The following is a 22,713-nucleotide window of genomic DNA, read 5'->3' on the forward strand; positions in this document are numbered from 1 at the left end:
TTACAAACCTTTAATCTGTAAAATGCCCGTCTGTTTTAACCGAATATTAGTATTTTTGAAATTGTTTTTGTTTAACTTTGTACTTTAAGGAGCTGGTAAACCGTTTATAGATAAACCGTGGATCTGTAGCAAAGTTCTTAAGAGGAGGAAAACGTACATGGAAACCAATTTTATTCGAAATTTACTTAATAATATTGAAACGAAAATTAATCAAGGTCAATACTCTGAGGCTTTTAGCACTCTTTATGATGAATTAAGAAACATACGTCACCATTCTTCCACAGAAGATTGGAAGCAATTTATCTCTCAATATCGTGAGCATCCAGTAAGTGCATTTTTCTGGCAAGAGCCACTATCTCGTCGAGCATTTGAAAAACCCCGAGGCTATGCAGGTGATCCGATAATGCTGGACTTGCAGTATGACTATGAAAAATTGGAATCGTCACCCTACGAGAATGAACAAGCAGAAATTTCCGATCTTCTTTATTACGACATAAACCGTATAGGTCATGCAAATCATGCTAATCGAGAAAGAAGGCGGATACTTTCCAAAATGATTAATCAAACATCAGAACGTGTTGCGAATCCTTCTATTCTCTCAGTCGCTTGTGGCCATTTAAGGGAAACATCGGATTGTACTGCGGTGAAAAACAAAAGCATTGGAAAATTTGTCGCCATTGATCAAGACCGGGAAGCTCTTTCGGTTGCTGCAGAGGCGATAAAGGGTTTTGGAGAAACGATCCACGCTTCCGTGGTTGACATCATTAGAAACAAAGTGCCTCTTCCTACATTTGATTTTATATACTCTCTTGGTGTATATGATTATCTTTCAGACAAACTGGCTAAAAGATTAACAAAGAGATTGTTTCAGCTCCTTAATCCAGGCGGGCGATTGTTAATCATTAACTACCATCCCGACTCTCCTACTATTGCCTATATGGAAGCTGTCATGGATTGGTGGCTCATTTATCGCGATGAGGATCAAATGCAAGCATTAGTAGAAGAACTCCCAAAAGAAACCATTAAAGGTATTGATATATTTGTTGAAAGTAACCAGACAATTAATTTTATGGAAATTGAAAAGCGACAAGGAGATAAATAATAATGAAGAAAAATGAAATACGCAAGCAAATGACGACTCCGTTGGGGGCTCCTGCATATCCTTCTGGCCCTTTTTATTTTCGTAATCGCGAGTATCTGAACATTCTGTATCGTACCGATATGGAAGCGCTAAGACGTATCGTTCCCGAGCCGCTTGAAATTGATGAGCCTCTGGTCAAATTTGAAATCATGTATATGCCGGATGTTACTGGTTTGGGGGCCTACACAGAATCCGGCCAAGTGATACCGGTATCCTTCAACGGCGAGAAGGGCGATTATCTACATGCTATGTATGTGGACAATCATCCTGCGATTGCGGGTGGACGTGAGGCAAGTGCATACCCGAAAAAACTTGGCTCGCCAAGATTGTACATTGATTCGGACACATTAGTTGGTACTTTGGACTATGGGTCGTTACGCGTGGCCACGGCTACAATGGGTTATAAACATCAACCTCTCGACTTAGAGCTCGCTCGTCAAGAGCTTACAAAACCAACATACATGCTGAAAATTGTGCCGGACTTTGACGGTAGTCAGCAGGTATGCCGACTGTTGCGCACACAGACCAAGGATTTGACCATTCATGGCGCTTGGACTGCACCGGCCCGGTTGCAATTGTTTGCCCATGCACTGGCTCCTATGGCGGATCTTCCCGTGCTTGAGGTTATTTCCGCTTCACACATCGTGACTGATTTGACGTTATCTAAACCGGACGTTGTTTATGACTACTTAAAAGAGCAGTGAGAAGGGCATAAATGCAACGTGAGGATTCCACATTACTTAACTTGACATGTGATGTGGAACAACCATTGTTTAATAGGGGGCGCGATGCGATGAAACGTGGTGTGGTCAAAACCGACTTTTTCGGAAGATCGATCGAGGTGTTGTCCGATGATTCGTTGACAGATTATCAAGAATACTTTAAATCGACCCAGATGGCAGGAAACAACCATAAATTCTGACAGCATATCTTCCCCAGAATTGGTTGCGGAAGCCATCTGTCAGGCAGCAACGGACGGAACTAACCAGTTCAGGTATGTTGTTGGTAAAGATGCAAAAGCACTTTTGAAGCTTCGTAGAGAGTTGGGCGAAGAAGCGTTTCTTGAACATATGGCCCAAACATTATCCTGAAATTCATAGTAACCAACAATAACTTGTTGAGGGGATGAATTTTTGCAGCCTACTTTTAGGAGGAATGGGGATTGAGTAGCCATACAATGTCATCAACTAAACAAGCAAATCGAGGCACTAACTTTGATGCAATTGTTGCAGGTGCAGGTTTTTCGGGTTTGTATATGCTTCATCGTTTACGTGAAGCTGGTTTATCCGTTCGGGTTTTTGAAGCTGGTGACGATATCGGGGGCACGTGGTACTGGAATCGTTATCCCGGAGTACGTTGCGACATCGAAAGCATCTATTATAACTATACGTTTTCCGAAGAATTGCTTCATGAGTGGACGTGGTCATCGAGGTATGCAGATCAGCCGGAAATCTTACGTTATATCAACTATGTGGCCGATAAGTTCGATCTGCGCTGTGATATCGAATTAGGGACAAAGATTATCGCAGCCCATTATGATAATCAAACCCATAGATGGAATATCCAAACTAGCAATGGCATGCAGGCGTCGGCAAAATACTTCATCACAGCGGTAGGCTGTTTATCTGTACCCAACATGCCGAAATTCAAGGGCATAGATACCTTTCAAGGCGAGATGTACCACACTGGACGTTGGCCCCATGAGAAGGTAAGCTTTGCAGGTAAGCGGGTCGGCGTGATTGGGACAAGTTCGACCGGCAGCCAGTGTATCCCGATTATTGCTCAAGAGGCGAAGCATCTTACTATTTTTCAACGTACGCCACAGTATAGCGCCCCAGCAAAAAATCATCCTTACAATCGGGAGTTCATGCGGAAAACCGTTGAAAACTATGAAGAAATTAAGGAACGGATGCGTGACTCTATGCACGGTGTACCGTTCCACGCTCGTGATCAGTCTGCGCTGCAAGATTCACCAGAAGTACGCGAACTTGTATATGAGGCAGCGTGGGAGGATGGCAGGCTCTTATCGATGTTGTACAGCTATAACGATTTGCTCGTTGAAGCAAAAGCGAATGAAACGATCACCGATTTCTTCCGTTGCAAGATACGTCAAATTGTACGGGATCCTGAAGTAGCAACGAAACTGATGCCGTCGTTCTATTACGCAACGAAACGACCGGTTATAGACAACAATTACTTTGAAACCTTTAACCGTGACAATGTCTCTTTGGTTGATGTCAGGTCAGCCCCGATTGAAGAGATTACCTCAACGGGGACAGTGGAAGCAATGTATGATCTAGACATGATTGTATGTGCAACTGGATTTGATGCCATGACAGGGCCCTTATTTAAAATGGATATCCGCGGTAAGTCTGGAATTTCGTTGAAGGAAAAATGGGAAGAGGGAGCAAGGTTAAGGACATACCTTGGAATCGCAGTCGCTGATTTTCCTAATCTTTTTATGATTACAGGCCCTCAGAGTCCTTCTGTGATAGGCAATATGTTGGTTTCCATTGAGCAGCACGTTGAATGGATTTCCGACTGTATTGAATATCTTCGCAGTAACGAGATTGAAGCCTTGGAAGCAACGGTGGAAGCGGAAGAAGGGTGGAGCAAGCATTTCCAGGAAATTGCTAATTCTACGTTGGTTACTAAGACGAACTCCTGGTACATGGGGACGAACATTGTAGGTAAGCCAAGAGGGTTCTTAGCTTATCTGGGAGGGGTCGGCAATTACCGTCAAATCTGTGATCGAATTGCAGCCAAAGACTATGAGGGATTTTCAGTGATTTCTACTAATGAAGAAAAAATTTACAATTAAAGCTCCTCTTAAAGATCGTCAGAAGACGATCTTTTCCAATTTTAAACACATTATTGTACCGATCATTGCCTAAACAAAGACTAGAGGCGAATCAAGATGGCATGGACCATTGTAGTACCTATCATTTTTAAGGTTTATAAAGAATATCTTTGGACAAAATACACTTTATGTTTATACATTGCATGGAAAAAGAACAGAAGTGGCGTCCAGAATTTAGAAATAGCTTACATATATTGCTGTTCCGCCCGTCTTCCCAGGGCAAAATATACAAAAGGTCAAAATTTGCCCTTAATCACGTAAAATAATAGCGTTGATTGTAAGCGCCATCTTGATATGCTTAGAAGCAGGAAGCTACTTAATTAGTTGAAAGGAAGAGACAGATGGGGCCTGAAAAGGAATATAAAAAAATTGCCCAGGATGTAATTAAAGGGCTTGGTGGAAAAGAAAATATCATATCGATGGCACACTGTGCCACACGACTTAGACTGATTGTCAAGGATCGGGATATCATTGATGATGAATTTATTGAGAACGTGGACAAGGCTAAAGGGGTCTTTTTTACTTCTGGGCAATATCAAATCATTTTTGGAACCGGTACCGTCAATCGAGTATATGAGGCCATGATCGGAGAGGACGTCTCTTCTACTTCCAAAGCGGAATTGAAAGAGAAGGCTTCTGAGCAAGATGATCATTTCTTTAAACGAATGATCCGGGTGTTCGGGGACGTATTCGTACCGATTATCCCAGCGTTGGTTGCTACGGGCTTATTCATGGGTGTCAGAGGCCTTATTACGCAGCCTGCCATCCTCGCGTGGTTTGGACTTACTCCAGACAGCATTTCCGACAATTTCTTAGTGTTCACGCAAATTTTGACAGACACTGCTTTTGGTTTCTTGCCCGTGCTCGTATGTTGGTCAACTTTTCGGGTGTTTGGCGGTTCACCGCTGCTTGGGATTGTGCTCGGCTTGATGCTCGTCAGCCCTTCCCTGCCAACGTCCTGGGATGTCGCCCAGAATGTTCAGGAACCGCTAATGTTCCTTGGATTTATTAAAGTAGCCGGTTATCAGGGCTCGGTGTTGCCTGCGTTTATTATCGGTATAGTTGGTGCGTTGCTAGAGAAAAGAATCCGCAAACTCGTTCCCGCTGCGTTGGATTTAATTTTGACGCCATTTTTAACATTGCTGATCGCTCTAATGCTAGGACTGTTTGTGCTCGGTCCTGTGTTCCATGAAGTAGAGATTTTAATCTTGACAGCAGTTACATGGATTCTGCAGTTGCCGTTCGGAATTGGCGGCTTCATCTATGGTGGCATTAATCAATTTATCGTTGTGACGGGGCTTCATCATGCCTTAAACTTGATCGAAATTCAAATGTTAAGTGACACTGGCTGGAATATGGTCAATGCAATCAGCTCTGGTTCGATCGCTGCACAAGCGGGAGCCGCGTTGGCTGTTGGCTTGAAGGCGAAAAGCCTCAAGACGAAGTCGATTGCTTACCCTTCTTCCTTGTCTGCTTTGCTCGGCATTACGGAGCCAGCTATTTTCGGTGTGAATATCCGTTATGGCAAGCCGTTCCTGATGGGCTTGATCGGTGGCGCCGTTGCTGGATTCTTTGCCCGGATCCTCGATGTTCAGGCAACAGGCATGTCGATTACAGTCATTCCAGGTATGTTGCTGTACTTAAACGCGCAAATCATTCCGTACATTGCAGTCTGCGTGATTGGATTTGGGATAGCGTTTGCCCTTACATGGATGTTTGGCTTTAAAGAGAAAACAAATCTGAAATAAACAAATTAGGGGGAGAACCATGCAAAATAATCAGCTGCTTGAGAAATTGGGCAGTCTTACTGTTGAAGAGAAAATCGGCCAGCTTGTACAGCTGACTGGTGATTTTTTTGAAGGAGATCTAGATACGGTTGTCACAGGACCGCTTAAAAAATTGGGGCTGCATCAAAATTATAATGTATATAACACCGGTTCGATCCTCAACGTGACCGATCGCGAAAAAATTATTCAGCTGCAAACCGATTATCTGGAAAAATCCAATCATAAAATCCCACTGCTGTTCATGGCGGATATTATCTACGGCTATCGGACGATCTTTCCGATTCCCCTCGCCCAAACGTGTAGTTGGAACTTTGAGTCTATTGAGTACGCGGCGTCGATTGCTGCCCGGGAATGTTACGAGGAAGGTGTACACGTAACATTTTCCCCTATGGTCGATATCGTCAGAGATCCTCGCTGGGGCCGGGTAATGGAGTCATCTGGTGAGGACACGCTGTTGGCTAAGAAGTATGCAGAAAGCATGGTACACGGCATCCAAGGCCGACAAGGGGAAAACAGCATTCCTGCCGACAAAATTGCTGCTTGTGTCAAACACTTTGCCGCCTATGGCGCACCTGTAGCCGGCCGGGAGTATAACGCCGTAGATATGTCGGAGCATATGCTTAGGGAATATTATTTGCCTGGCTATCAGGCTGCAATCGATGCAGGAGTCAAGCTTGTCATGACTGCCTTTAATACGCTGAACGGCATCCCCGCCACAGGCAACAAATGGCTGAACCGGGATTTGCTCAGGCAGGAAATGAAGTTTGACGGAGTGCTGATCTCAGACTACGCAGCTGTGGAAGAACTGATCATGCATGGTTACGCGGAAGATGAAGCAGCAGCCGCCAAGCTCGCTTTGGTGGCCGGTGTTGATATCGATATGAAGACAGCGGTTTACGCCAATCAGTTGGAGAACGTAATAAACGGCAATGAGGAATTGCAGCAGCTTCTGGATGACGCTGTGTACCGCGTCTTAAAGCTGAAGAACGACTTAGGACTGTTTGAGGACCCATTCCGCGGTTTAAAGGAAAGCCGTCCGCTGCTGGCAACGCGCATCTTGTCAGACGAACATAAGACGGCCGCCCGGTCTTTGGCAGAGCAATCCCTTGTTCTCTTAAAGAATGAGCAAGAACTGCTGCCGTTGTCGAAACAGGCAAAGATCGCTTTGATTGGTCCGTACGCAGAGGAAACCTCTACCCTCGGCATGTGGGCCATTAAGGGGGATGAAAGGGATACGGTGAATTTGAAAACAGGGCTGCTCAAGCACGTGGATCCTGAGCAAATTTCCGTATGCAGGGGTTCACACCTCCTGCCTGATTATGCCAGAGATGCGCTTGGCAAGTATGTAGACAAACTGCCTGTTGAAACGGTTGATGAGGATGTGTTACTCCAGGAAGCGGTTCGCAAGGCTAGCGAAGCTGATGTTGTTGTTCTCGCGTTGGGAGAAAGCATCTACCAAAGCGGAGAAGGCGGTTCCCGCACGAATCCTACATTGCCAGAGCCGCAACTGAAGTTGCTTCACGAAGTCAGTCAATTGAACAAAAAACTTGTTGTGATCGTGTACAGCGGCCGTCCGTTAATTTTAACCGAAGTAGCGGCCCAAGCTGATGCCCTCATCCAGGCCTGGTACCCGGGAACAATGGGAGGGGAAGCGCTGGCCAATATCCTATACGGAACAGCCAATCCGTCAGGGAAGCTGGCGATGACATTTCCTCGCAGCGTTGGCCAAATTCCGGTTTATTACAACGAGCTTAAAACAGGAAGGCCAAACTTGCCTGAAAATGGTTTTTACCGTTTTGCCTCACGGTACATTGATGAAGCGAATGAACCGCTATATCCGTTCGGGTACGGAAAATCCTACACGACGTTTGACTACAGCCTCCTGTCCGTCAGCCGCAAGGAAATGAGCGCCGATAAGCCAGTCGACATCGAGGTATCCGTTACCAACACCGGAAAGTATGATGGGAAGGAAACGGTCCAGCTGTACATCCGCGACCAATTCGCCAGTGTAGCTAGGCCAATAAAAATGTTGGCCGATTTCAAGCAGATTTTTTTGCGGAGCGGCGAAACGGGGACTGTCCAGTTTTCAATTTCTGAAGACATGCTTAAATTTTACGGAACCAGTATGAAGTTCGAGAGCGAGCCGGGGGATTTTGAGGTTTATATCGGCACAAGCTCACAAGAAACGCCGCTGACGTTCAACTTCGCTTTACGGGCGGGGGAACATGATGAGTAAAAGTGACGCTTATAACTTGAAGTACCATATTACGCCGACACACGGCTTATTAAATGACCCGAACGGGCTTGCCTATTTCCAAGGTCAGTATCATGTTTTTTATCAGTGGAATCCCTATGGCACCGAACATAAAAACAAAAGCTGGGGTCATGTTGTTTCCGATGACCTAGTGAACTGGCATAGGAAAGAGACGGCATTGGTACCTTCGGAATGGTACGACAAGGACGGCATTTATTCCGGCGGAAGCATTGTTCATGAAGGAAAGCTTTATCTCTTCTATACAGGTAACGTCATCAACAAAGATGGGACACGGGCAAGTTATCAATGCGCGGCTGTTTCTGAAGACGGGCACCAGTTCCAGAAACTCGGTCCGTTATTCGAGCATCCTGCTGGTTATACGAGACATGTCCGCGATCCGAAAGTCTGGAAAGACGATTCAGGCAACTGGTGGTTGATCGTAGGGGCCCAGCGGGAAGATCTTACGGGAGATGCGCTTGTTTATAAGTCCGAAGACTTGATCAGCTGGTCGTGCCAGGGATCGTTTCTCGAACAGGAGCATTCATTCGGATATATGTGGGAATGTCCTGATGTGCTCCAGTTTCCTGAACATGATGTCTTTGTCTTTTCCCCGCAAGGCTTGCCAGAGGAAGGCGATCAATATAAAAATCCGAATCAATCAGGTTATATTGTTGGGCGCATTTCAGAGTCCGGGAAATTTCTTGGTACGTTGTCTGACTTCAACGAGCTCGACCGGGGATTTGATTTTTATGCCCCGCAAACGTTCAAGGTCAACAATCGAATCTTGATGTTCGGGTGGATGAGCGCAATGACGGAGGAAACAGAGCAAGCTGTCCCGACAATCGAGGAAGGATGGGTTCATGCATTGACTCTTCCGAGGGAAATCGTTTTCGCAGATGGCGTGCTATATCAGAGACCGTTACATGAGCTCCAGCTATTAAGGCAGCATGAAGTGCACGAAGGAATTAGCAACAGCGGTCAATGGAGCTTGCCTTCCCTAGCAGCTGAGGTCGTTATTCGGTTTATGGAGCAACCTGACAGCTTCCGGCTCATCATCAGAAACACCGTACAGATCGACTATGATCATGAGCAAAACAGTTTGACTGTCTGGAGAACGAACTGGTTGACGAACGAGAAGGAACACCGTAAAGCTGTGCTCGGTCATTCGCTTGCAGAATTGCACATGTTTATTGAAAGCTCCAGCATAGAGCTATTTGTGAATGAAGGGGAGGAAGTATTCTCTTTGCGTTACTTTCTAGAGGATACGAACGAGCGCAGCGTGCGGTTTGAGTCAGACTGCAGCGAAGCTGTCTTAAGCATGTACCGCTTGCAAGAAAGTATAGACGAGGAGTGACTTATCACTTTCCATCGCTCAAAAACGCCATGATAGGCTTGTCAGCGATTAGCCGGTAATTGTTCCCAATATATTTGAACCTGCTGGAAGTATAAAGATAAATGAGGCAGAAGCGAATGATTCTGACGTACCCATCATTACGGGCTTGCCTTGTACCCTGACTCTCCCTTTTGAATGTACAAGCAGGTAAGAGAAGGCAGTGATCCCACCGTGGACGGAGCTGCCTTCTTTTTTGCGTTTATGCCTTTGACGGATTGACGCTTGTTTGCGTATTTTACTATCGGTATACTATAGGTAAAAGGGACTGGTTCTAGTTCCAAGGAACCAAGCAGGTTCATGTTCACGGTTTGGTGACGGGGTGGCAAAATGAAAAAGATGTATGAACATATCGAAATCGATCGTAAAAAGCTGATTAACCTCTTTATTTTCCAGGCGAGGACGACAGAAAGAGTTATTCCGATGCATTTTCACAGCAACATGGAACTGATTTACTGCATTAACGGAAGCTTGCGGGTCTGGCACGAAGGAAAAGTTACCACTCTAATGGATAAGGATATGCTGTTCATAAACAGCAATGTCCCCCACTCCACTCAAAGTCTTACGGAGAACCGCGTGCTAGTGCTGTATTTTCCGGAATCTTTTTTTGCCAGCGAACAAGTTCTTATCCAATTGAACACCTCGGAAGAACAGCTGGATGAGCAGGTCCTGTCCAATCTAAGAACGCTGCTTATGGAAATATACAACCTTCATTATTCAACGGGCACGTATGACTATATTCTGGCACAAAGCCGGATCATTGAGTTGAAATACTGGCTGGCGCGCCATTTTAGCCAAACAGCCGAGCTTTCCCCTGCTACTAGCAGATCCGATCGACAAAAAATCCAAACGATTCTAGACTTTATTAAAGAGCATTATACCGAAAACATCAGTTTGGCCGAAACTGCCCGCATATGCGGTTATTCTGAGGCTTATTTGTCCAGAATGTTTCATGAATATACAGGGCAGACATTTACGGAGTACAAGCAGATCCTTTGTCTAGAGAAAGCAATTGATTTGCTCGATACTACGAACAAGTCGCTTACAGAGATCTCCTATGAAACCGGCTTCCCTAACGTGAAATCGTTTAGAAAAGTATTTAAGGAAGTCATGGGGAAAACCCCTTATGAATATAAAAAATCAACTGACATGTACTAGTGCAGTGTTGAAGGTGTATCAGAAAAGGATCAAACCTGTGGCTCTTCTAAATTTGATTGTTCTTCTTCAATAACGCATCTGTTAGTTACTAATTAGCCAACTTAGGAATTAGTTAAGAATACAGCTTTAATAGTTCTTGTCCTGGAAAACGATTTGTATTGTTCACCTCTATAAAGTATACTAACTGCCATTTTTGTGTTTCAAGCGCTTGTTTGCTAGCGGGATGTTCCCATCTAGGGTAAACTCTAATAGCCATTTTTCCTTTTGTAGTGGGTGTTTTAAGGATATTTTGTTTTACAAGAACTTCTTTCGGAAATACGAATTGGCCAAAATGATTGTCAGTAGTAAAAGTATTGATAACCAATAAATCAGTAGCCTTTTCATATGAAAAGGCTTGATTTTTATTGGCTTGATCTTTTTCCCAAAAAACAACAAACTGTCCTATCTTGTTAGGTGTGATTTTTGCGACTCTAAATCTAACCGATTTTGAATGTAGTTGAAATATACCAGCTCCATAATCTGAGTTTTGCGCTTCTTCTTGAATAGCATTTATAATTAAGTGATTTGGCTCATAAAAAATTTTATTTACATATGTTAACGCCTGATAAAATTCATTCACTGCTTTGTACTCCTTATTTTTTATACTACGTCATCCAATGCCTTCTAGAATCCGCTAATCATAAATTTTCTTGTTTTATTACGTTTTATATCTAAACATCTTGCTTCGTTAATGAAATAAAACCTAAATAACGAAACACTTTGCTCAGTTCAACCCTTTGGGAGAGAACGTTCGTTCTTATTGTAACAGCATTTTGGAAACGTATCAAATTCACAGAGCCTAAAATTTAAAGAAGACCTGCGGGAACGTATATGGTTACATGCCGAGAAGTAGCTTTTTATTTTTCTTGCAACCAGCTTAATATTAGTGTACTATTTAAATAGAACACTAGAACATAGGGTGAGGAGTGGAGAAAATGGAGTACCCTTTAAAGGTAAAAGAACTTAATAAATCGCTTGGGAAAAAGCCGATTATAAAAAACATGTCATTCCAATTGGAACGGGGAGCGATTTATGGCTTTTTAGGGCCAAATGGATCAGGGAAGACAACTACAATTCGTATGATTGTTTCCTTAATTGCCCCTGATTCAGGAGATGTGGAAATAGAAGGGAAATCAGTGCGCACGAACCGTGAAGAGGCGTTGGCGCATATTGGTGCCATTGTCGAAGATCCAGATTTGTACGGCTACTTAACAGGACGACAAAATCTTGAGCACTTTGCGCGGATGAGCGCTACTCCTGTTTCAAAAGAACGGATCGATGAGGTGGTCACGCTTGTAGAGCTAGAAGGGGCGATGCAAAAAAAAGTCAAATCTTATTCACTCGGTATGAAACAACGGCTGGGCATTGCCGTCTCTTTGCTTCATAAGCCTTCCGTCCTTATTCTTGATGAGCCGACAAACGGCCTTGATCCGAAAGGAATCCGTGATTTGCGTCACTATTTGCAACGGCTCGCACGAGAAGACGGCGTCACGTTGCTTGTCTCAAGCCATCAACTAAACGAAATCGAAATGTTGTGTGATAAAGCCATTATCATTAAACATGGGGAAGTCATCGAACAAATTTCAATGAATACTGCTGTTAAAGAAAAAGCGGCAACTTTTAATATTCAAATTGAAGCAGAGCCTGTAGAGCAAGCAAAAAGTGTGCTTGCTGGCTTCGGAAAAGTAGGGGAAGTCGCAGGGAAATTGGAACTAGAAAAACAACCGTATGAGCAAATACCAAAGCTTGTTAATGCCCTCGTTGCAGCAGGAGTCAATGTCTATGGCATGTCTTACCGCAATCGTTTAGAAGACGCTTATTTTTCAATAACAGAAGGGCAAAAGGAGGATGTCTCATGATCGGTCTTATTCATAATGAGTGGCTAAAGTCGTGGTACGGGCGAAAAATGTGGCTATTTTCGATTGTAATGGCTGTCTTCATGGTAGGGGCACTTGGCATCGCTCTTCTTGTCCAAGCAAACACTGACATAACGATTGCTGCCGAAGATTTTTCTGAAATAAGCGTCATGTTATTTCCAACTTTTATTATGCTTTATGGGGTTGTTCTCATTGCAGGCGCTATTGCAGGCGAACATGCGCATGGAACGGTCAAACAATTGTTAATTCGCCCCACATCGCGGACGAAGGTTTTGATAAGCAAATGGGCAGGCAATTTTCTTTTGGCAGGGCTTGCCTTTGGGATTCTTGTTCTTATCACAACCGTAACAGGAATTCTTGTTTTCCAATCAGACGCAACTGTGTTGGAGATCGCAAAAGATACAGCTGCGACAGCCCTTTATCAGTTGCCGACGCTTGTCTTTTATATGGCGCTTGCAACATTGATTGCTGTCCTCACAAAAAGCACCGCTTTAACAATCATTATTACGTTTTTACCGATGTTTTTCGGCTCAATTGTGCAATTTTTTATTGTAAGATACGAATGGTCGAAGTGGATTGTTCTATCTCATATTGATTTTTACAGCAACTATCATGAATTGGGGACGATGCCGGAGCCGTTTGCAAGCATGTGGGCATCACTCGGCTTTTTAGCTGCCCATATTGCCTTGATTCTTCTTGTGGCACATGTTGTTTTTCAAAAGCGAGATGTGCTTTAATAAAAAAGTCGGGCGTTTAAATTCAGACTGATAGAAAACGCTTGTCAGCCGAGGTGAGCAACGAAGCCAAGGATGCAAGCGTTTGGCTACAGTCTGGGCCAGGCGTAACTCGCCTGGCTTTATTTCATTTAGATAAGAGGGGGGAGTGATCCGCAGCATGCAATTTGATCCGAATAAGGCTATTTACACACAGATTGCCGAATATTATTATCAGCAAATATGCAGCGGCGAGTTGGCTCCTGGAGACAAGCTGCCCTCGGTCCGGGAAACGGCACAACGATTGCAAGTAAACCCAAACACTGTTTCACGGGCGTATTTAGAAATGGACCGTGAACAAATTACGTTCTCAAAAAGGGGTCAAGGTACTTTTGTAACAACCGATTTAACCGTGATTAAACAGCTGAAGGAAACATTGGCTGATGCGCAGATGCAAGCGTTAATTACATTCATGAGAAAGCTCGGTTTTTCCAATCAAGAAATTAGCGCCTCTTTAGAACGGTCATTAAAGGAGATGGGAAACCCATGAGTGCACTAGTGGTCGAATCACTGGAAAAAAAATATGGCCGAAAGCGTGTTTTTGCAAATTTATCAGTAGAGATGACAAAAAATCGCTTTATCGTACTTCTAGGCGCAAATGGTGCAGGCAAAACGACATTTTTAAAAGTATGTGCAGGACTTGCGCCGGCTGGAAAGGGCCGTATCTCCCTCGATGGCGAGCATAAGCGAGCGGCGCGTGTTCAATTAGCCAGTTATGTCTCAGAAGAGGGTGGTTTCGAGCCCCATAAACGGGTAAAAACGATTTTGCATGACCAAAAAGCGGTTTACGAGACGTTCCAGCATCGCCGTGCGTTAGAAATGTGCAAAACAGCCGGATTGGAAGAAGGGACTAAATGGGGGGCGCTTTCAAAAGGGCAGCAACACTTGCTCTCGTTAATCGTTGCCCTTGCTAAGCCGAAGCCTTTTATTTTTATTGACGAATTGCTCGCTAATCTTGATACAGCAAAAAAAGAGGCGATGATTGCTGTGTTAACAGATTTTCTAGTGGAAGAAGAACGGATGATTATCATGGCGACCCATGCGTATGAAGATGTAGAAATGCTTGCTGATGGTGTCATTTTTTTACGCGAGGATGAAGCAGATGTTATTACTGATTTAGAGGAATGGCGCTTAGAGAAAGGACAGTCCCTCAAGGATTTGTTTGCAGAGGTGGGCAAAAAATGAACGTATTTTGGTTCTATCTGAAACGTAATTTTTTTATGTTGCTTCCTGTGAACACGATCATTTTTTTGCTTTTGTTCACTGGTGTGATTCTTCTAAAAGCATTGCAAGTACGAATTGGCGAACCTTTTGGAATACAAGCGTTGACGGCGGCAGGCGCATTGTTTTTTGTTTTCGTGTTTGTATTATGTTTAGCCATCGCTGTGGAAGCCATTTGGAAAGAGTGGCGGAAACGCACCCAATATGATTGGTACGCCATGCCTGGCTCGATCCATGTGAAGTTGGCGAGCAAAATATTGGCTGTATTAGGGTGGCAATATATTCAAATGGTGCTTGCTTTTTCGCTGTTCTTGGTGATGACACTTTGGACATCAGGCGTAGAAAGTGCGACTCGAATGATAAAAGGATTTGAGATGTTGCCAGTGTTTGGCTGGGAATATTTGTGGGCGCTGTTTATTAGCCCTATTAGCGGTATTTTAATTGTATTTTTATTGTTGTTTCTTTTATTAGGCATCCCTCGCAGCTGGAAAAAAGTAGGTGTTATTGCTGTCTATATTGTTCTTGTCTGGGTTTTTTATCCGTATATTTCCATTAAATTTGAAGCAAATACCACTGTGCCTTATGACAGCAATCCAATCGTGCTGTTTTCACAGACGAGTCCGTGGCAAATGCTTATCGATACGCTAGTAGTGGTTTTTGTTTACATGGGTGTATCTGTTTTTCTCACACGCAAATTGGAACTTTGAATAATTGCGAGTTTGTAGCAAAGTCGCTATGATGAGAGGAAGGCTATATAGAAAGAAGGAACAGACAAAATGTATGATAAAGAACTCCAGGGGATCATTTCCATTTTGAAAGACTTGGTCCACATTCCAAGCCCTTCAGGGTATACCGGCGAAGCGATCGCCTATATTAGGCGTTTTTTGGAGGATGTCGGGATCCAGACGCAATTGTTAAATAAAGGGGCGCTCCTTGCCACAATTGATGGGAAAAACAATGATAAGCAGCGAATGCTCACTGCCCATGTTGATACATTAGGGGCGATCGTGAAAGACATTAAAGAGAACGGGCGATTGGCGATTGACAAAATTGGCGGATACGCGTTTCACTCCATTGAAGGAGAATATTGCCTGATCCATAAATCAGACAAAAGCACGGTGTCAGGAACGATTGTCATGCATCAATCTTCGGTCCATGTTTACAAGGACGCAGACACTGCAAAACGGAATGAAGAAAATATTGAAGTGCGAATTGATGCCGCTGTCCATGATGAAAAAGACACGAAAGCATTAGGAATTGCCGTAGGAGATTTCATTAGTTTTGCTCCTCGTTTCGAGCAAACGCCATCCGGTTTTATTAAATCGCGCCATTTGGATGATAAAGCGAGTGTGGCCTTGCTTTTGCAGTTAATGAAACAACTTGCAGGCAGCAAGATCAAGCTTCCTTATACGACCCATTTCCTCATTTCAAACAATGAAGAAATTGGTTTCGGCGGAAACGCTGGGATTCCCGAAAAGGTGATTGAATATGTTGCCGTCGATATGGGTGCCATTGGCGACGGCCAGCAAACCGATGAATTTACTGTTTCCATTTGTGCGAAAGACGGAAGCGGCCCGTACCATTATGGATTGCGGACACACCTTGTTTCGCTATGCCAACAAGAGTCGATTCCATACAAATTAGACATTTATCCTTACTATAGCTCAGATGCATCTGCTGCTATTAAGGCAGGCCATGATTTAGTCCATGGCTTAATTGGGCCAGGCATTGAAGGTTCCCATTCGATGGAACGGACCCATCAATCTTCACTGGAAGCCACCTATCGCCTTCTATGTGCATACACTTATTCGGAGATGAACCATTAAGAGGCGTATGGGGCTTGCACATAAAAAAAGCTGCCAAAGGGCAGCTTTTAAACTATAGCAAAACGCTCGCATTATCTCGTTTGTATGCCGCTTTTTTAAGAGCGAATGTCCGACGTTTCTTTTGTATATGCACGAAGCATCCATGCGTGTTTTTCGATGTTTTCTTGCAAGCCAATGAGCATGTCTTGGGTTGCATCGTCGCCAAGAGAGCCGCATGTGTCAATGCCGCTTTTAAGCTCATCAGAAATTTTTTCGTAATCACGTACTAAGTCACGAACCATTTCATCAGGAGACAGCGTTTTATCGCCCTCTTTTATCGCGGATAGTTGCAGAAACTCATCCATTGTTGCCACCGGTTGACCTTTTAAGGCAAGCAGGCGTTCTGCCAATTCGTCCACTGTTTCTCCAGCTTCATTGTATAACTCTTCAAATTTCTCGTGGAGTGTAAAAAAGTGCGGGCCCTTCACATACCAATGGTAGTTATGCAATTTCACATATAAAACACTCCAAGTTGCTACTTGTTTGTTTAATAATTGTTGGATTTTTTCTTGTGCCATGGATGATTCCTCCTTATGGTAAGCCTACCGTTACTATACCCGATCGCGATTTTCTTAAACATCGGATGACGAACTTTCCACAAGTTGAATCGATGTGCTGCCGCCATGTACATGGGTAAACATGCTGCCCGCTGCTTGGAGCAAAGGCAAGCGCTTGTCCTCATGTAAATGGTTCGGAAAGTAAAAAACATGCAGTCCATTTGTCGTCGTTTCCGATGCTTCTGTTCGCAAAGCAACCGTATCTGGACTGGAAATCAAGCCTAATTGGTCGGAAACAGTAGCCCGTTTTGGATCAACCATTAACGGTGTTTTCAGGGAATCGGCGTCATGAAAAGTAATTGGCAATTTATACTCAAGCATAAAAAAACGAGTCAAGTCCACTGCTGAATGGACCGGTTTAAAAAAGTCCCCTTCTTGAAGCGAGGCAAACAAGGCCTCATGATGGAGCGTCCCTTTTTGGGGCCAGTTTTCTCGTGCAACAAAAGCGTTAAGCGGAGCATCTTGCAAATCAAAGTGCAGCAATTCTTGAAAAAACTGGAGACGTCCTTTTAACATTTGTGATGATGGGCCAATTTCGATATGATAGGAATAAAGCAAACCAATCGTCATAGCGACCTCCTAAAGTGATATATTCATTATCGTCGTATCGGTTGCTTAAATCAATAAAAGCGTATTGCAAAAAAGGAGACAAGGGCATGGATTACGCCCAACTGAAAGCTGATTTGCTCGCTTATAGCGCTGAAATCGGCGTTGATAAACTGCGAATTGCATCTGCTGAGCCATTTCTGTCATTAAAAGACCGTTTAATCGAGCACCAAGAGAAAGGATATGCTTCAGGCTTTGAACATCCGGTATTGGAAGAACGGGTCGATCCGCGGCTGAGCTTGCCAAGTGCACGTACGATTATCTCGATTGCCGTTGCCTATCCGACAAAAATGAAAAAAGCGCCTAAAAGCATTCCAGGGGCAAGGCGTGGCGTTTTTTCGCGCTCGTCATGGGGACAAGATTATCACACCGTCCTCAATGACCGTTTAAAAAAACTGGAGGCATTTTTGCGCGAACGGGTTGGGGAAACGGAAATGGTGCGAATGGTTGACACAGGTGCTTTATCTGACCGAGCTGTGGCAGAACGTGCCGGCATAGGCTGGTCAGCGAAAAATACGTTTACGATTACGCCTGAATTTGGAAGCTTCGTATTCCTTGGCAACTTATTAACATCCTTGCCGTTCCCGTTAGATGAACCGCTTGAAGATTTATGTGGTTCATGCACAAAATGCATTGATGCGTGTCCAACTGGCGCTCTCGTTGGTCCCGGGGAACTGAATGCACAGGCTTGTTTGTCGTACCAAACGCAAACGAAAGGATTTATGCCTGATGAGTATCGGGAAAAAATCGGGAATTATTTATACGGGTGGGACACCTGCCAGCTAGTATGCCCATATAATAAAGGAATCGACAGCCATCACCATCAAGAAATGGAACCAGATCCAGAGCTGTGCAAACCATTACTAGAGCCGTTGTTGTCGATAAGCAATCGTAAATTTAAAGAGCAGTTTGGCCATATGGCAGGCTCATGGCGTGGCAAAAAGCCGATCCAACGCAATGCCATTATCGCTCTTGCTCATTACAAGGAAAAAAGCGCTTTGCCGAAACTGTGTGAATTGCTTGCTTCTGATCCTCGGCCTGTTATCCGTGGTACGGCAGCTTGGGCGATTGGCAAAATTGGCGGGTCGGAAAAAGAGGAAAAAGCGCTGCTAAAAGCGAAAGAGACAGAAACGGACCAGCTTGTGCAAATTGAAATCGAAAAAGGGCTCGATCTGTTGAAAAAACAGAATGGGTCCCAATAATAAAGACGGCTTTAATCTTTTCAGGGAAGAAGGGAATGGCATGAGTTCGCTTAAGCAAATGTACGTCAAAGAAATGGAGAGTCCCCTTGGATTGTTGTCCATTGTCGCATCGGAGCGAGGAGTTTGCCAAATCCACTTTGGTGAAATAAACAAAGCACAAGTTACGGCAAAGCTGTCAAAAGCGGGAATCCGGCCTCAATGGATTCATTTAGACGAAAATGAAGATCTTGATATTTGTGGGCAGTTGCGCGAATACTTTAATGGTCTCCGTGTTGAGTTTGATGCCGACATCGATTTAATCGGTACGCCGTTTCAACTAAAAGTGTGGAAAGAACTACAAAATATTGGCTATGGTAAAACAAAATCGTACAAAGATATTGCCCAGGCAATAGGAGCGCCAAAAGCCGTTCGCGCAGTGGGAGGCGCCAATAATCAAAACCCCCTTCCTATATTGATCCCATGCCATAGAGTAATCGGCAGCAATGGGGCAATGGTGGGGTACGGAGGCGGCTTGACGAAAAAGCAACTATTACTAGGCCTCGAAGGAGCATTAAAAATATCCTCATAAAACAAGGCAGTGTGCTTATGCACGCTGCCTTGAGGTTGTCGACAAAGTCGATAACCGCCCTCAGACTGATAGAAAACGTTTGTCAGACGAGGAGTGCAGCCGAGGGAAGATGCGAATAGAACGGGGGTTCATGAGTAGATGAGTGAGGCAAACGACGAAGTATGCGAGCGTTTGTCTACAGTCTGGAGGCAGTGTGCTTATGCACACTGCCTTGTTTGCCTTTCCTTGAGCATCTTTTTTAACAAATACAAGTCAGATTGAGCGTTGTACCCAAAAATGCTGTAGCCTAGTTTTTCGTAGTAAGCACAGTTGGCTTTCCGTGCTTGGCAACACATTGAGGAACAACCTTGGGCGTTCGCATGCTGTTCCATTTCTTTCAGAAGCAAAGTACCCAGCCCTTGACCTTGGTATGCCGGGTGGACACAGAGACGGATAAAATGGCAACGGCGATTTGCGAATTGAAATAAACACATTGCCGAAATTTGCCCATTTTTTAAGACAAGGAGTGCCTTGTGACTTGAAGCAATCTTTTCTTTTAGAGAGGTCGGCGTTTCTGCAAGGGCTGGTGTATCGGTCAATTCGGTGTCATATTTGCTAAATGCAAGTTGCAATAAATGATGAAGGGCGTTGGCGTCTGCCTGTTGTGCGAACCGTATCATTTAGAAGGGCCTCCGTAATCGTTTTGTTTAATTATACATATTAATAAATAATTATTCAATCATTGTTTTTAAAAAACGCCATATGATTGGAAGAGAGGAGGATGGCGATGAAAAAGAAACTCGTAAAAGCAATTCATGACCGTGTAGAGAAAATGAACCAAGCGTATGTAAGAGGAGATGCGTCCATCTTTGACGATGATGAAAAAAAAGCAATTGAACAAGAGCGGAAAGAGATGGAAAAAAGGGGGGCAGAAGTCGTCCGTTCCCAAGCTTCAGGGGACATCATTTCGGTACGCACCCATGAACAAGTGACACAAGTCGATTACGCGATTTTGCTTGAACGGTTGATTGTTCAAGATGAAGGCAGCTATATGGAAGAAAGGGTATTTAAACGTAGGGCAACCTTTACAGAGGGAAGGCTACGTGCCGATGTCCGTCTGCTCCAAGGGCCAGTGCAAGACGCACAAAATGAAAGCGCGGGGGCGCGAGACGAGCAAAGTCAAAAGCACCGTGAGTACAACCGCCGTGATGCAGTCCGATACGCGGAAAGGTGGTGGAATGATTATAACCCCGCATTTAAGCGCTTTGAAGACAATTGCACCAATTTTATATCGCAATGCCTGTATGCTGGAGGTGCTCCAATGACTGCTAAAGGCAACACACACCACGGTTGGTGGTATGAAAACAGCCAATCGATGAGTTTAAGCTGGTCTGTTGCCCATTCATTTCGCTGGTATTTAAGCGGCGCCCAAAAGGGACTCCGTGGCGAGGAAAAACAACGAGCAAGCCAATTGTTGCCTGGCGATGTCATTTGCTATGACTTTGATGGGTCGGGGAGATGGGATCATACCGCAATTGTTGTAGCGAAAGATTTGCGCAATGAACCTCTCGTCAATGCGCAAACAGTCAATAGCCGCATGCGTTATTGGACTTACCAAAATTCACCTGCTTATACACCAGATATCCAATATAAATTTTTTCGCATTGTCGTTGACTAGAAGGCTTTAAACTGTGGCAACTTGTATTAGGGGACGGCAAAGAGAACTAGGAAAAGAATGTGATACATGCTATAATGGCGGTATTTGAGTAAAGACCGAGGTGCTTTTCATGAGTTTACATATTGTCCTATACCAACCTGAAATTCCAGCAAATACAGGAAACATTGCCCGCACATGCGCAGGAACCAATGCGACGCTCCATTTAATACGCCCGCTTGGGTTTTCCACTGAAGACCGGATGTTGAAGCGGGCTGGCTGCGATTATTGGCCTAATGTTACGATTCACTATTATGATTCGATTGAAGAACTGTTTGAAACTTATCCAGAAGGGCTTTTCTATTATATTGAGACAGTTGGCTCTAAACCATATACGGACTTTGATTTCCGTAACACAGAGGTTGACCATTTTTTTGTCTTTGGCAAGGAAACGACAGGCTTGCCTAACCATCTAACAGAGGCAAACACTGAACGCTGCCTCCGTATCCCGCAAACCGATTTAATCCGCTCCCTTAATTTATCCAATACAGCTGCAATTGTTTTGTATGAAGCATTAAGGCAACAAGGATTTCCAAACGTCCAATAAAACAAGCTCGCCTCGTTGCTGTGTGCGAGCTTGTTCATGCTGTTATAAAGGAAGGCTGGCGACAAATGAATTATAAAGGCGGATAGCGAAATAAATGATGGTAACTAAAAACGCGGCCCAAAACAAAAGCTGAAAACAAACAAAACCAATTAAGCCTGGAATCGTCAAAGAGTCGGCAATTCGGTAAATGGCAAACAACAAATAACTAAAGGCAGCAGCAACAAATAGTAACAAAATGGCAAAGATCATTTTTACGGCAGCAAGGGATAGGATGCTTGCCCCAAGAAAAATCCAGGCGCCGCCTTGTACCTTTTGCCAAAGCGCGCCCTCTTCATCTTTTGAAAAAAACAGCAATGACAGTGAAAACACTGTATCGGCAATCAATTTTAAAGCCGAAAATAGCATAAAAAAGGCCAATAAAAACAGAATCGTGACCCCAAGGCGGATTTCGTTTTCACGGATCAACTCTGTCATGCTGGCAAGAACGCCATTCTCTTCAAGCCAGCCAATGGCAAAGGATTGGCCAAATAGCGATAACGCTAAACTAAAAAGCAATATGCTGATTAATGGAAGATGTCCGGTTAAATACCGATTTGTCATGGTCGTCTCCTTAACACAAAATGGTGATCGTGGTGTTTTAGTCGCCTTTGCAAAAATAGTGGGCGACTTCATAGGCAAAAAGCTCATTAGCAGAAGCGGCAGGCTTTGCTTGCTTTGATTTGCCAGAATGAGCATTAGCGAAAGCAGGGCTGGAAAGCCAATTTTCATAATCTTGCTTTGACGCCCATTTCGTAAAAACAATTTGCTTTCCTGTTTCTTCCATGTTTGTGAGGAACAAAAACTCTAAACAACCTGGCACCTCTGCCATGCGCTCTGCTGATTGACGAAACCGTTCAGTCAGCACCGCTTTTCTTTCTGGTGGTACATGCAATTCATTCATGACAACATACATAGTGAAAAAACCCTTTCTTTTAAGTGAAAACGTTTTAGAAAGTTTACTGGAATGCTTTTCAAGTGTGAGCAGATTCGCTATAATGAAATGGAATCAGCCGAGCCCCTGCGAGGAGGAGTAGGAAAAATGAGAACGTTTTTGATGATGAGCGTTTGTGTCGTCTTTTTAATTTCAATTTTTGCTGGAGGCTATGAGGACAACCCTCATAAACAATAGCCCGTTA

24 protein-coding genes are annotated in these 22,713 nt (G+C 44.1%); 18 read left to right on the plus strand and 6 right to left on the minus strand.

Translation table 11 applies throughout. The features are described 5' to 3' along the window. The first annotated feature begins 157 nt into the window (after positions 1-157). The 8 genes from BUC05_RS00660 to BUC05_RS00695 all read left to right on the plus strand — a co-directional run bounded on the left by BUC05_RS00660 (position 158) and on the right by BUC05_RS00695 (position 10,590). Complete coding sequence (locus tag BUC05_RS00660; protein WP_073303913.1) at positions 158-1,102, plus strand: class I SAM-dependent methyltransferase; 945 nt, start codon at positions 158-160, stop codon at positions 1,100-1,102. A gap of 2 nt (positions 1,103-1,104) precedes the next feature. Next, complete coding sequence (locus BUC05_RS00665) at positions 1,105-1,845, plus strand: acetoacetate decarboxylase (protein WP_073303915.1); 741 nt, start codon at positions 1,105-1,107, stop codon at positions 1,843-1,845. A gap of 11 nt (positions 1,846-1,856) precedes the next feature. Further along, the gene (locus tag BUC05_RS00670) at positions 1,857-2,063 is read left to right on the plus strand and encodes a hypothetical protein (RefSeq protein WP_073303918.1); all 207 of its coding nucleotides are present in this window, start codon (positions 1,857-1,859) and stop codon (positions 2,061-2,063) included. Between the two features lie 240 nt (positions 2,064-2,303). Then, positions 2,304-3,962, plus strand: coding sequence for a flavin-containing monooxygenase (locus tag BUC05_RS00675; protein ID WP_279626583.1), 1,659 nt, complete (start codon positions 2,304-2,306; stop codon positions 3,960-3,962). Between the two features lie 380 nt (positions 3,963-4,342). Beyond that, positions 4,343-5,749, plus strand: coding sequence for a sucrose-specific PTS transporter subunit IIBC (locus BUC05_RS00680; protein ID WP_011246297.1), 1,407 nt, complete (start codon positions 4,343-4,345; stop codon positions 5,747-5,749). Between the two features lie 19 nt (positions 5,750-5,768). Further along, positions 5,769-8,024, plus strand: coding sequence for a beta-glucosidase BglX (bglX, locus tag BUC05_RS00685; RefSeq protein WP_011246298.1), 2,256 nt, complete (start codon positions 5,769-5,771; stop codon positions 8,022-8,024). Continuing rightward, positions 8,017-9,396, plus strand: coding sequence for a glycoside hydrolase family 32 protein (locus BUC05_RS00690; protein ID WP_073303921.1), 1,380 nt, complete (start codon positions 8,017-8,019; stop codon positions 9,394-9,396). Before bglX ends, BUC05_RS00690 begins: the two co-directional genes overlap by 8 nt. Before the next feature lie 366 nt (positions 9,397-9,762). After that, a complete protein-coding gene (locus BUC05_RS00695) occupies positions 9,763-10,590 on the plus strand; it encodes a helix-turn-helix domain-containing protein (RefSeq protein ID WP_073303924.1) in 828 nt (275 codons plus the stop codon). A 112-nt stretch (positions 10,591-10,702) separates the two neighbouring features. On the opposite strand, the gene BUC05_RS00700 is transcribed toward BUC05_RS00695, so the two are convergent. Next, entirely contained in the window at positions 10,703-11,209 is a 507-nt protein-coding gene (locus BUC05_RS00700; protein ID WP_063608282.1) for a MepB family protein, read from the minus strand. Between the two features lie 355 nt (positions 11,210-11,564). Between BUC05_RS00700 and BUC05_RS00705 the strand changes: the two genes are divergently transcribed. The 6 genes from BUC05_RS00705 to BUC05_RS00730 all read left to right on the plus strand — a co-directional run bounded on the left by BUC05_RS00705 (position 11,565) and on the right by BUC05_RS00730 (position 16,326). Further along, positions 11,565-12,488, plus strand: coding sequence for an ABC transporter ATP-binding protein (locus BUC05_RS00705; protein ID WP_011246302.1), 924 nt, complete (start codon positions 11,565-11,567; stop codon positions 12,486-12,488). Beyond that, positions 12,485-13,243, plus strand: coding sequence for an ABC transporter permease (locus tag BUC05_RS00710; RefSeq protein WP_073303927.1), 759 nt, complete (start codon positions 12,485-12,487; stop codon positions 13,241-13,243). Before BUC05_RS00705 ends, BUC05_RS00710 begins: the two co-directional genes overlap by 4 nt. 145 nt (positions 13,244-13,388) lie before the next feature. Further along, positions 13,389-13,769, plus strand: a complete 381-nt coding sequence (locus tag BUC05_RS00715) for a GntR family transcriptional regulator (protein ID WP_142237501.1) — start codon at positions 13,389-13,391, stop codon at positions 13,767-13,769. Next, complete coding sequence (locus BUC05_RS00720; RefSeq protein WP_035204429.1) at positions 13,766-14,464, plus strand: ATP-binding cassette domain-containing protein; 699 nt, start codon at positions 13,766-13,768, stop codon at positions 14,462-14,464. The genes BUC05_RS00715 and BUC05_RS00720 overlap by 4 nt, the downstream gene beginning before the upstream one ends. After that, positions 14,461-15,207 carry a hypothetical protein gene (locus BUC05_RS00725; RefSeq protein WP_073303930.1) on the plus strand — a complete coding sequence of 249 codons (747 nt, stop codon included), beginning with the start codon at positions 14,461-14,463 and terminating at the stop codon, positions 15,205-15,207. The genes BUC05_RS00720 and BUC05_RS00725 overlap by 4 nt, the downstream gene beginning before the upstream one ends. Positions 15,208-15,276: 69 nt before the next feature. Next, on the plus strand, positions 15,277-16,326 hold the full coding sequence (locus BUC05_RS00730) for a M42 family metallopeptidase (protein ID WP_063608285.1): 1,050 nt from the start codon (positions 15,277-15,279) through the stop codon (positions 16,324-16,326). A gap of 95 nt (positions 16,327-16,421) precedes the next feature. Here the strand turns inward: BUC05_RS00730 and BUC05_RS00735 are convergent, their stop codons facing one another. Beyond that, positions 16,422-16,883: a Dps family protein gene (locus tag BUC05_RS00735; RefSeq protein ID WP_011246308.1), complete on the minus strand. Its 462-nt coding sequence runs from the start codon at positions 16,881-16,883 to the stop codon at positions 16,422-16,424. Between the two features lie 54 nt (positions 16,884-16,937). After that, positions 16,938-17,492, minus strand: a complete 555-nt coding sequence (locus BUC05_RS00740) for a hypothetical protein (protein WP_011246309.1) — start codon at positions 17,490-17,492, stop codon at positions 16,938-16,940. 86 nt (positions 17,493-17,578) lie between these two features. Here BUC05_RS00740 and queG point away from each other — a divergent pair, with 86 nt between their 5' ends. Further along, complete coding sequence (gene queG / locus BUC05_RS00745) at positions 17,579-18,730, plus strand: tRNA epoxyqueuosine(34) reductase QueG (RefSeq protein ID WP_011246310.1); 1,152 nt, start codon at positions 17,579-17,581, stop codon at positions 18,728-18,730. Positions 18,731-18,770: 40 nt separating this feature from the next. Then, positions 18,771-19,298: a methylated-DNA--[protein]-cysteine S-methyltransferase gene (locus BUC05_RS00750; protein WP_011246311.1), complete on the plus strand. Its 528-nt coding sequence runs from the start codon at positions 18,771-18,773 to the stop codon at positions 19,296-19,298. Positions 19,299-19,495: 197 nt separating this feature from the next. Here the strand turns inward: BUC05_RS00750 and BUC05_RS00755 are convergent, their stop codons facing one another. Further along, positions 19,496-19,957 carry a GNAT family N-acetyltransferase gene (locus BUC05_RS00755; RefSeq protein WP_035204437.1) on the minus strand — a complete coding sequence of 154 codons (462 nt, stop codon included), beginning with the start codon at positions 19,955-19,957 and terminating at the stop codon, positions 19,496-19,498. 107 nt (positions 19,958-20,064) lie between these two features. Between BUC05_RS00755 and BUC05_RS00760 the strand changes: the two genes are divergently transcribed. Both BUC05_RS00760 and trmL read left to right on the plus strand, forming a co-directional pair. Continuing rightward, positions 20,065-20,955 carry an amidase domain-containing protein gene (locus tag BUC05_RS00760; RefSeq protein ID WP_011246313.1) on the plus strand — a complete coding sequence of 297 codons (891 nt, stop codon included), beginning with the start codon at positions 20,065-20,067 and terminating at the stop codon, positions 20,953-20,955. Positions 20,956-21,064: 109 nt separating this feature from the next. Then, positions 21,065-21,538: a tRNA (uridine(34)/cytosine(34)/5-carboxymethylaminomethyluridine(34)-2'-O)-methyltransferase TrmL gene (gene trmL / locus BUC05_RS00765; RefSeq protein WP_011246314.1), complete on the plus strand. Its 474-nt coding sequence runs from the start codon at positions 21,065-21,067 to the stop codon at positions 21,536-21,538. Between the two features lie 42 nt (positions 21,539-21,580). Here the strand turns inward: trmL and BUC05_RS00770 are convergent, their stop codons facing one another. Both BUC05_RS00770 and BUC05_RS00775 read right to left on the minus strand, forming a co-directional pair. Continuing rightward, the gene (locus BUC05_RS00770; RefSeq protein WP_011246315.1) at positions 21,581-22,138 is read right to left on the minus strand and encodes a YufK family protein; all 558 of its coding nucleotides are present in this window, start codon (positions 22,136-22,138) and stop codon (positions 21,581-21,583) included. 37 nt (positions 22,139-22,175) lie between these two features. Further along, positions 22,176-22,490 (minus strand): antibiotic biosynthesis monooxygenase family protein, encoded by a 315-nt coding sequence (locus tag BUC05_RS00775; RefSeq protein ID WP_011246316.1) that lies wholly within the window; start codon positions 22,488-22,490, stop codon positions 22,176-22,178. Between the last annotated feature and the right edge of the window lie 223 nt (positions 22,491-22,713).

The organism is Shouchella rhizosphaerae (assembly GCF_900142675.1).
GTDB classification, from domain to species: domain Bacteria; phylum Bacillota; class Bacilli; order Bacillales; family Bacillaceae_D; genus Shouchella; species Shouchella rhizosphaerae.

What these genes read in the sequence shown, in the direction of transcription:
- BUC05_RS00660 (WP_073303913.1), top strand. Translation starts at nt 158, where the DNA reads ATGGAAACCAATTTTATTCGAAATTTACTTAATAATATTGAAACGAAA.
- BUC05_RS00665 (WP_073303915.1), top strand. Translation starts at nt 1,105, where the DNA reads ATGAAGAAAAATGAAATACGCAAGCAAATGACGACTCCGTTGGGGGCT.
- BUC05_RS00670 (WP_073303918.1), top strand. Translation starts at nt 1,857, where the DNA reads ATGCAACGTGAGGATTCCACATTACTTAACTTGACATGTGATGTGGAA.
- BUC05_RS00680 (WP_011246297.1), top strand. Translation starts at nt 4,343, where the DNA reads ATGGGGCCTGAAAAGGAATATAAAAAAATTGCCCAGGATGTAATTAAA.
- bglX (WP_011246298.1), top strand. Translation starts at nt 5,769, where the DNA reads ATGCAAAATAATCAGCTGCTTGAGAAATTGGGCAGTCTTACTGTTGAA.
- BUC05_RS00690 (WP_073303921.1), top strand. Translation starts at nt 8,017, where the DNA reads ATGAGTAAAAGTGACGCTTATAACTTGAAGTACCATATTACGCCGACA.
- BUC05_RS00695 (WP_073303924.1), top strand. Translation starts at nt 9,763, where the DNA reads ATGAAAAAGATGTATGAACATATCGAAATCGATCGTAAAAAGCTGATT.
- BUC05_RS00705 (WP_011246302.1), top strand. Translation starts at nt 11,565, where the DNA reads ATGGAGTACCCTTTAAAGGTAAAAGAACTTAATAAATCGCTTGGGAAA.
- BUC05_RS00710 (WP_073303927.1), top strand. Translation starts at nt 12,485, where the DNA reads ATGATCGGTCTTATTCATAATGAGTGGCTAAAGTCGTGGTACGGGCGA.
- BUC05_RS00720 (WP_035204429.1), top strand. Translation starts at nt 13,766, where the DNA reads ATGAGTGCACTAGTGGTCGAATCACTGGAAAAAAAATATGGCCGAAAG.
- BUC05_RS00725 (WP_073303930.1), top strand. Translation starts at nt 14,461, where the DNA reads ATGAACGTATTTTGGTTCTATCTGAAACGTAATTTTTTTATGTTGCTT.
- BUC05_RS00730 (WP_063608285.1), top strand. Translation starts at nt 15,277, where the DNA reads ATGTATGATAAAGAACTCCAGGGGATCATTTCCATTTTGAAAGACTTG.
- BUC05_RS00735 (WP_011246308.1), bottom strand. Translation starts at nt 16,883, where the DNA reads ATGGCACAAGAAAAAATCCAACAATTATTAAACAAACAAGTAGCAACT.
- BUC05_RS00740 (WP_011246309.1), bottom strand. Translation starts at nt 17,492, where the DNA reads ATGACGATTGGTTTGCTTTATTCCTATCATATCGAAATTGGCCCATCA.
- queG (WP_011246310.1), top strand. Translation starts at nt 17,579, where the DNA reads ATGGATTACGCCCAACTGAAAGCTGATTTGCTCGCTTATAGCGCTGAA.
- BUC05_RS00750 (WP_011246311.1), top strand. Translation starts at nt 18,771, where the DNA reads ATGAGTTCGCTTAAGCAAATGTACGTCAAAGAAATGGAGAGTCCCCTT.
- BUC05_RS00755 (WP_035204437.1), bottom strand. Translation starts at nt 19,957, where the DNA reads ATGATACGGTTCGCACAACAGGCAGACGCCAACGCCCTTCATCATTTA.
- BUC05_RS00760 (WP_011246313.1), top strand. Translation starts at nt 20,065, where the DNA reads ATGAAAAAGAAACTCGTAAAAGCAATTCATGACCGTGTAGAGAAAATG.
- trmL (WP_011246314.1), top strand. Translation starts at nt 21,065, where the DNA reads ATGAGTTTACATATTGTCCTATACCAACCTGAAATTCCAGCAAATACA.
- BUC05_RS00770 (WP_011246315.1), bottom strand. Translation starts at nt 22,138, where the DNA reads ATGACAAATCGGTATTTAACCGGACATCTTCCATTAATCAGCATATTG.
- BUC05_RS00775 (WP_011246316.1), bottom strand. Translation starts at nt 22,490, where the DNA reads ATGTATGTTGTCATGAATGAATTGCATGTACCACCAGAAAGAAAAGCG.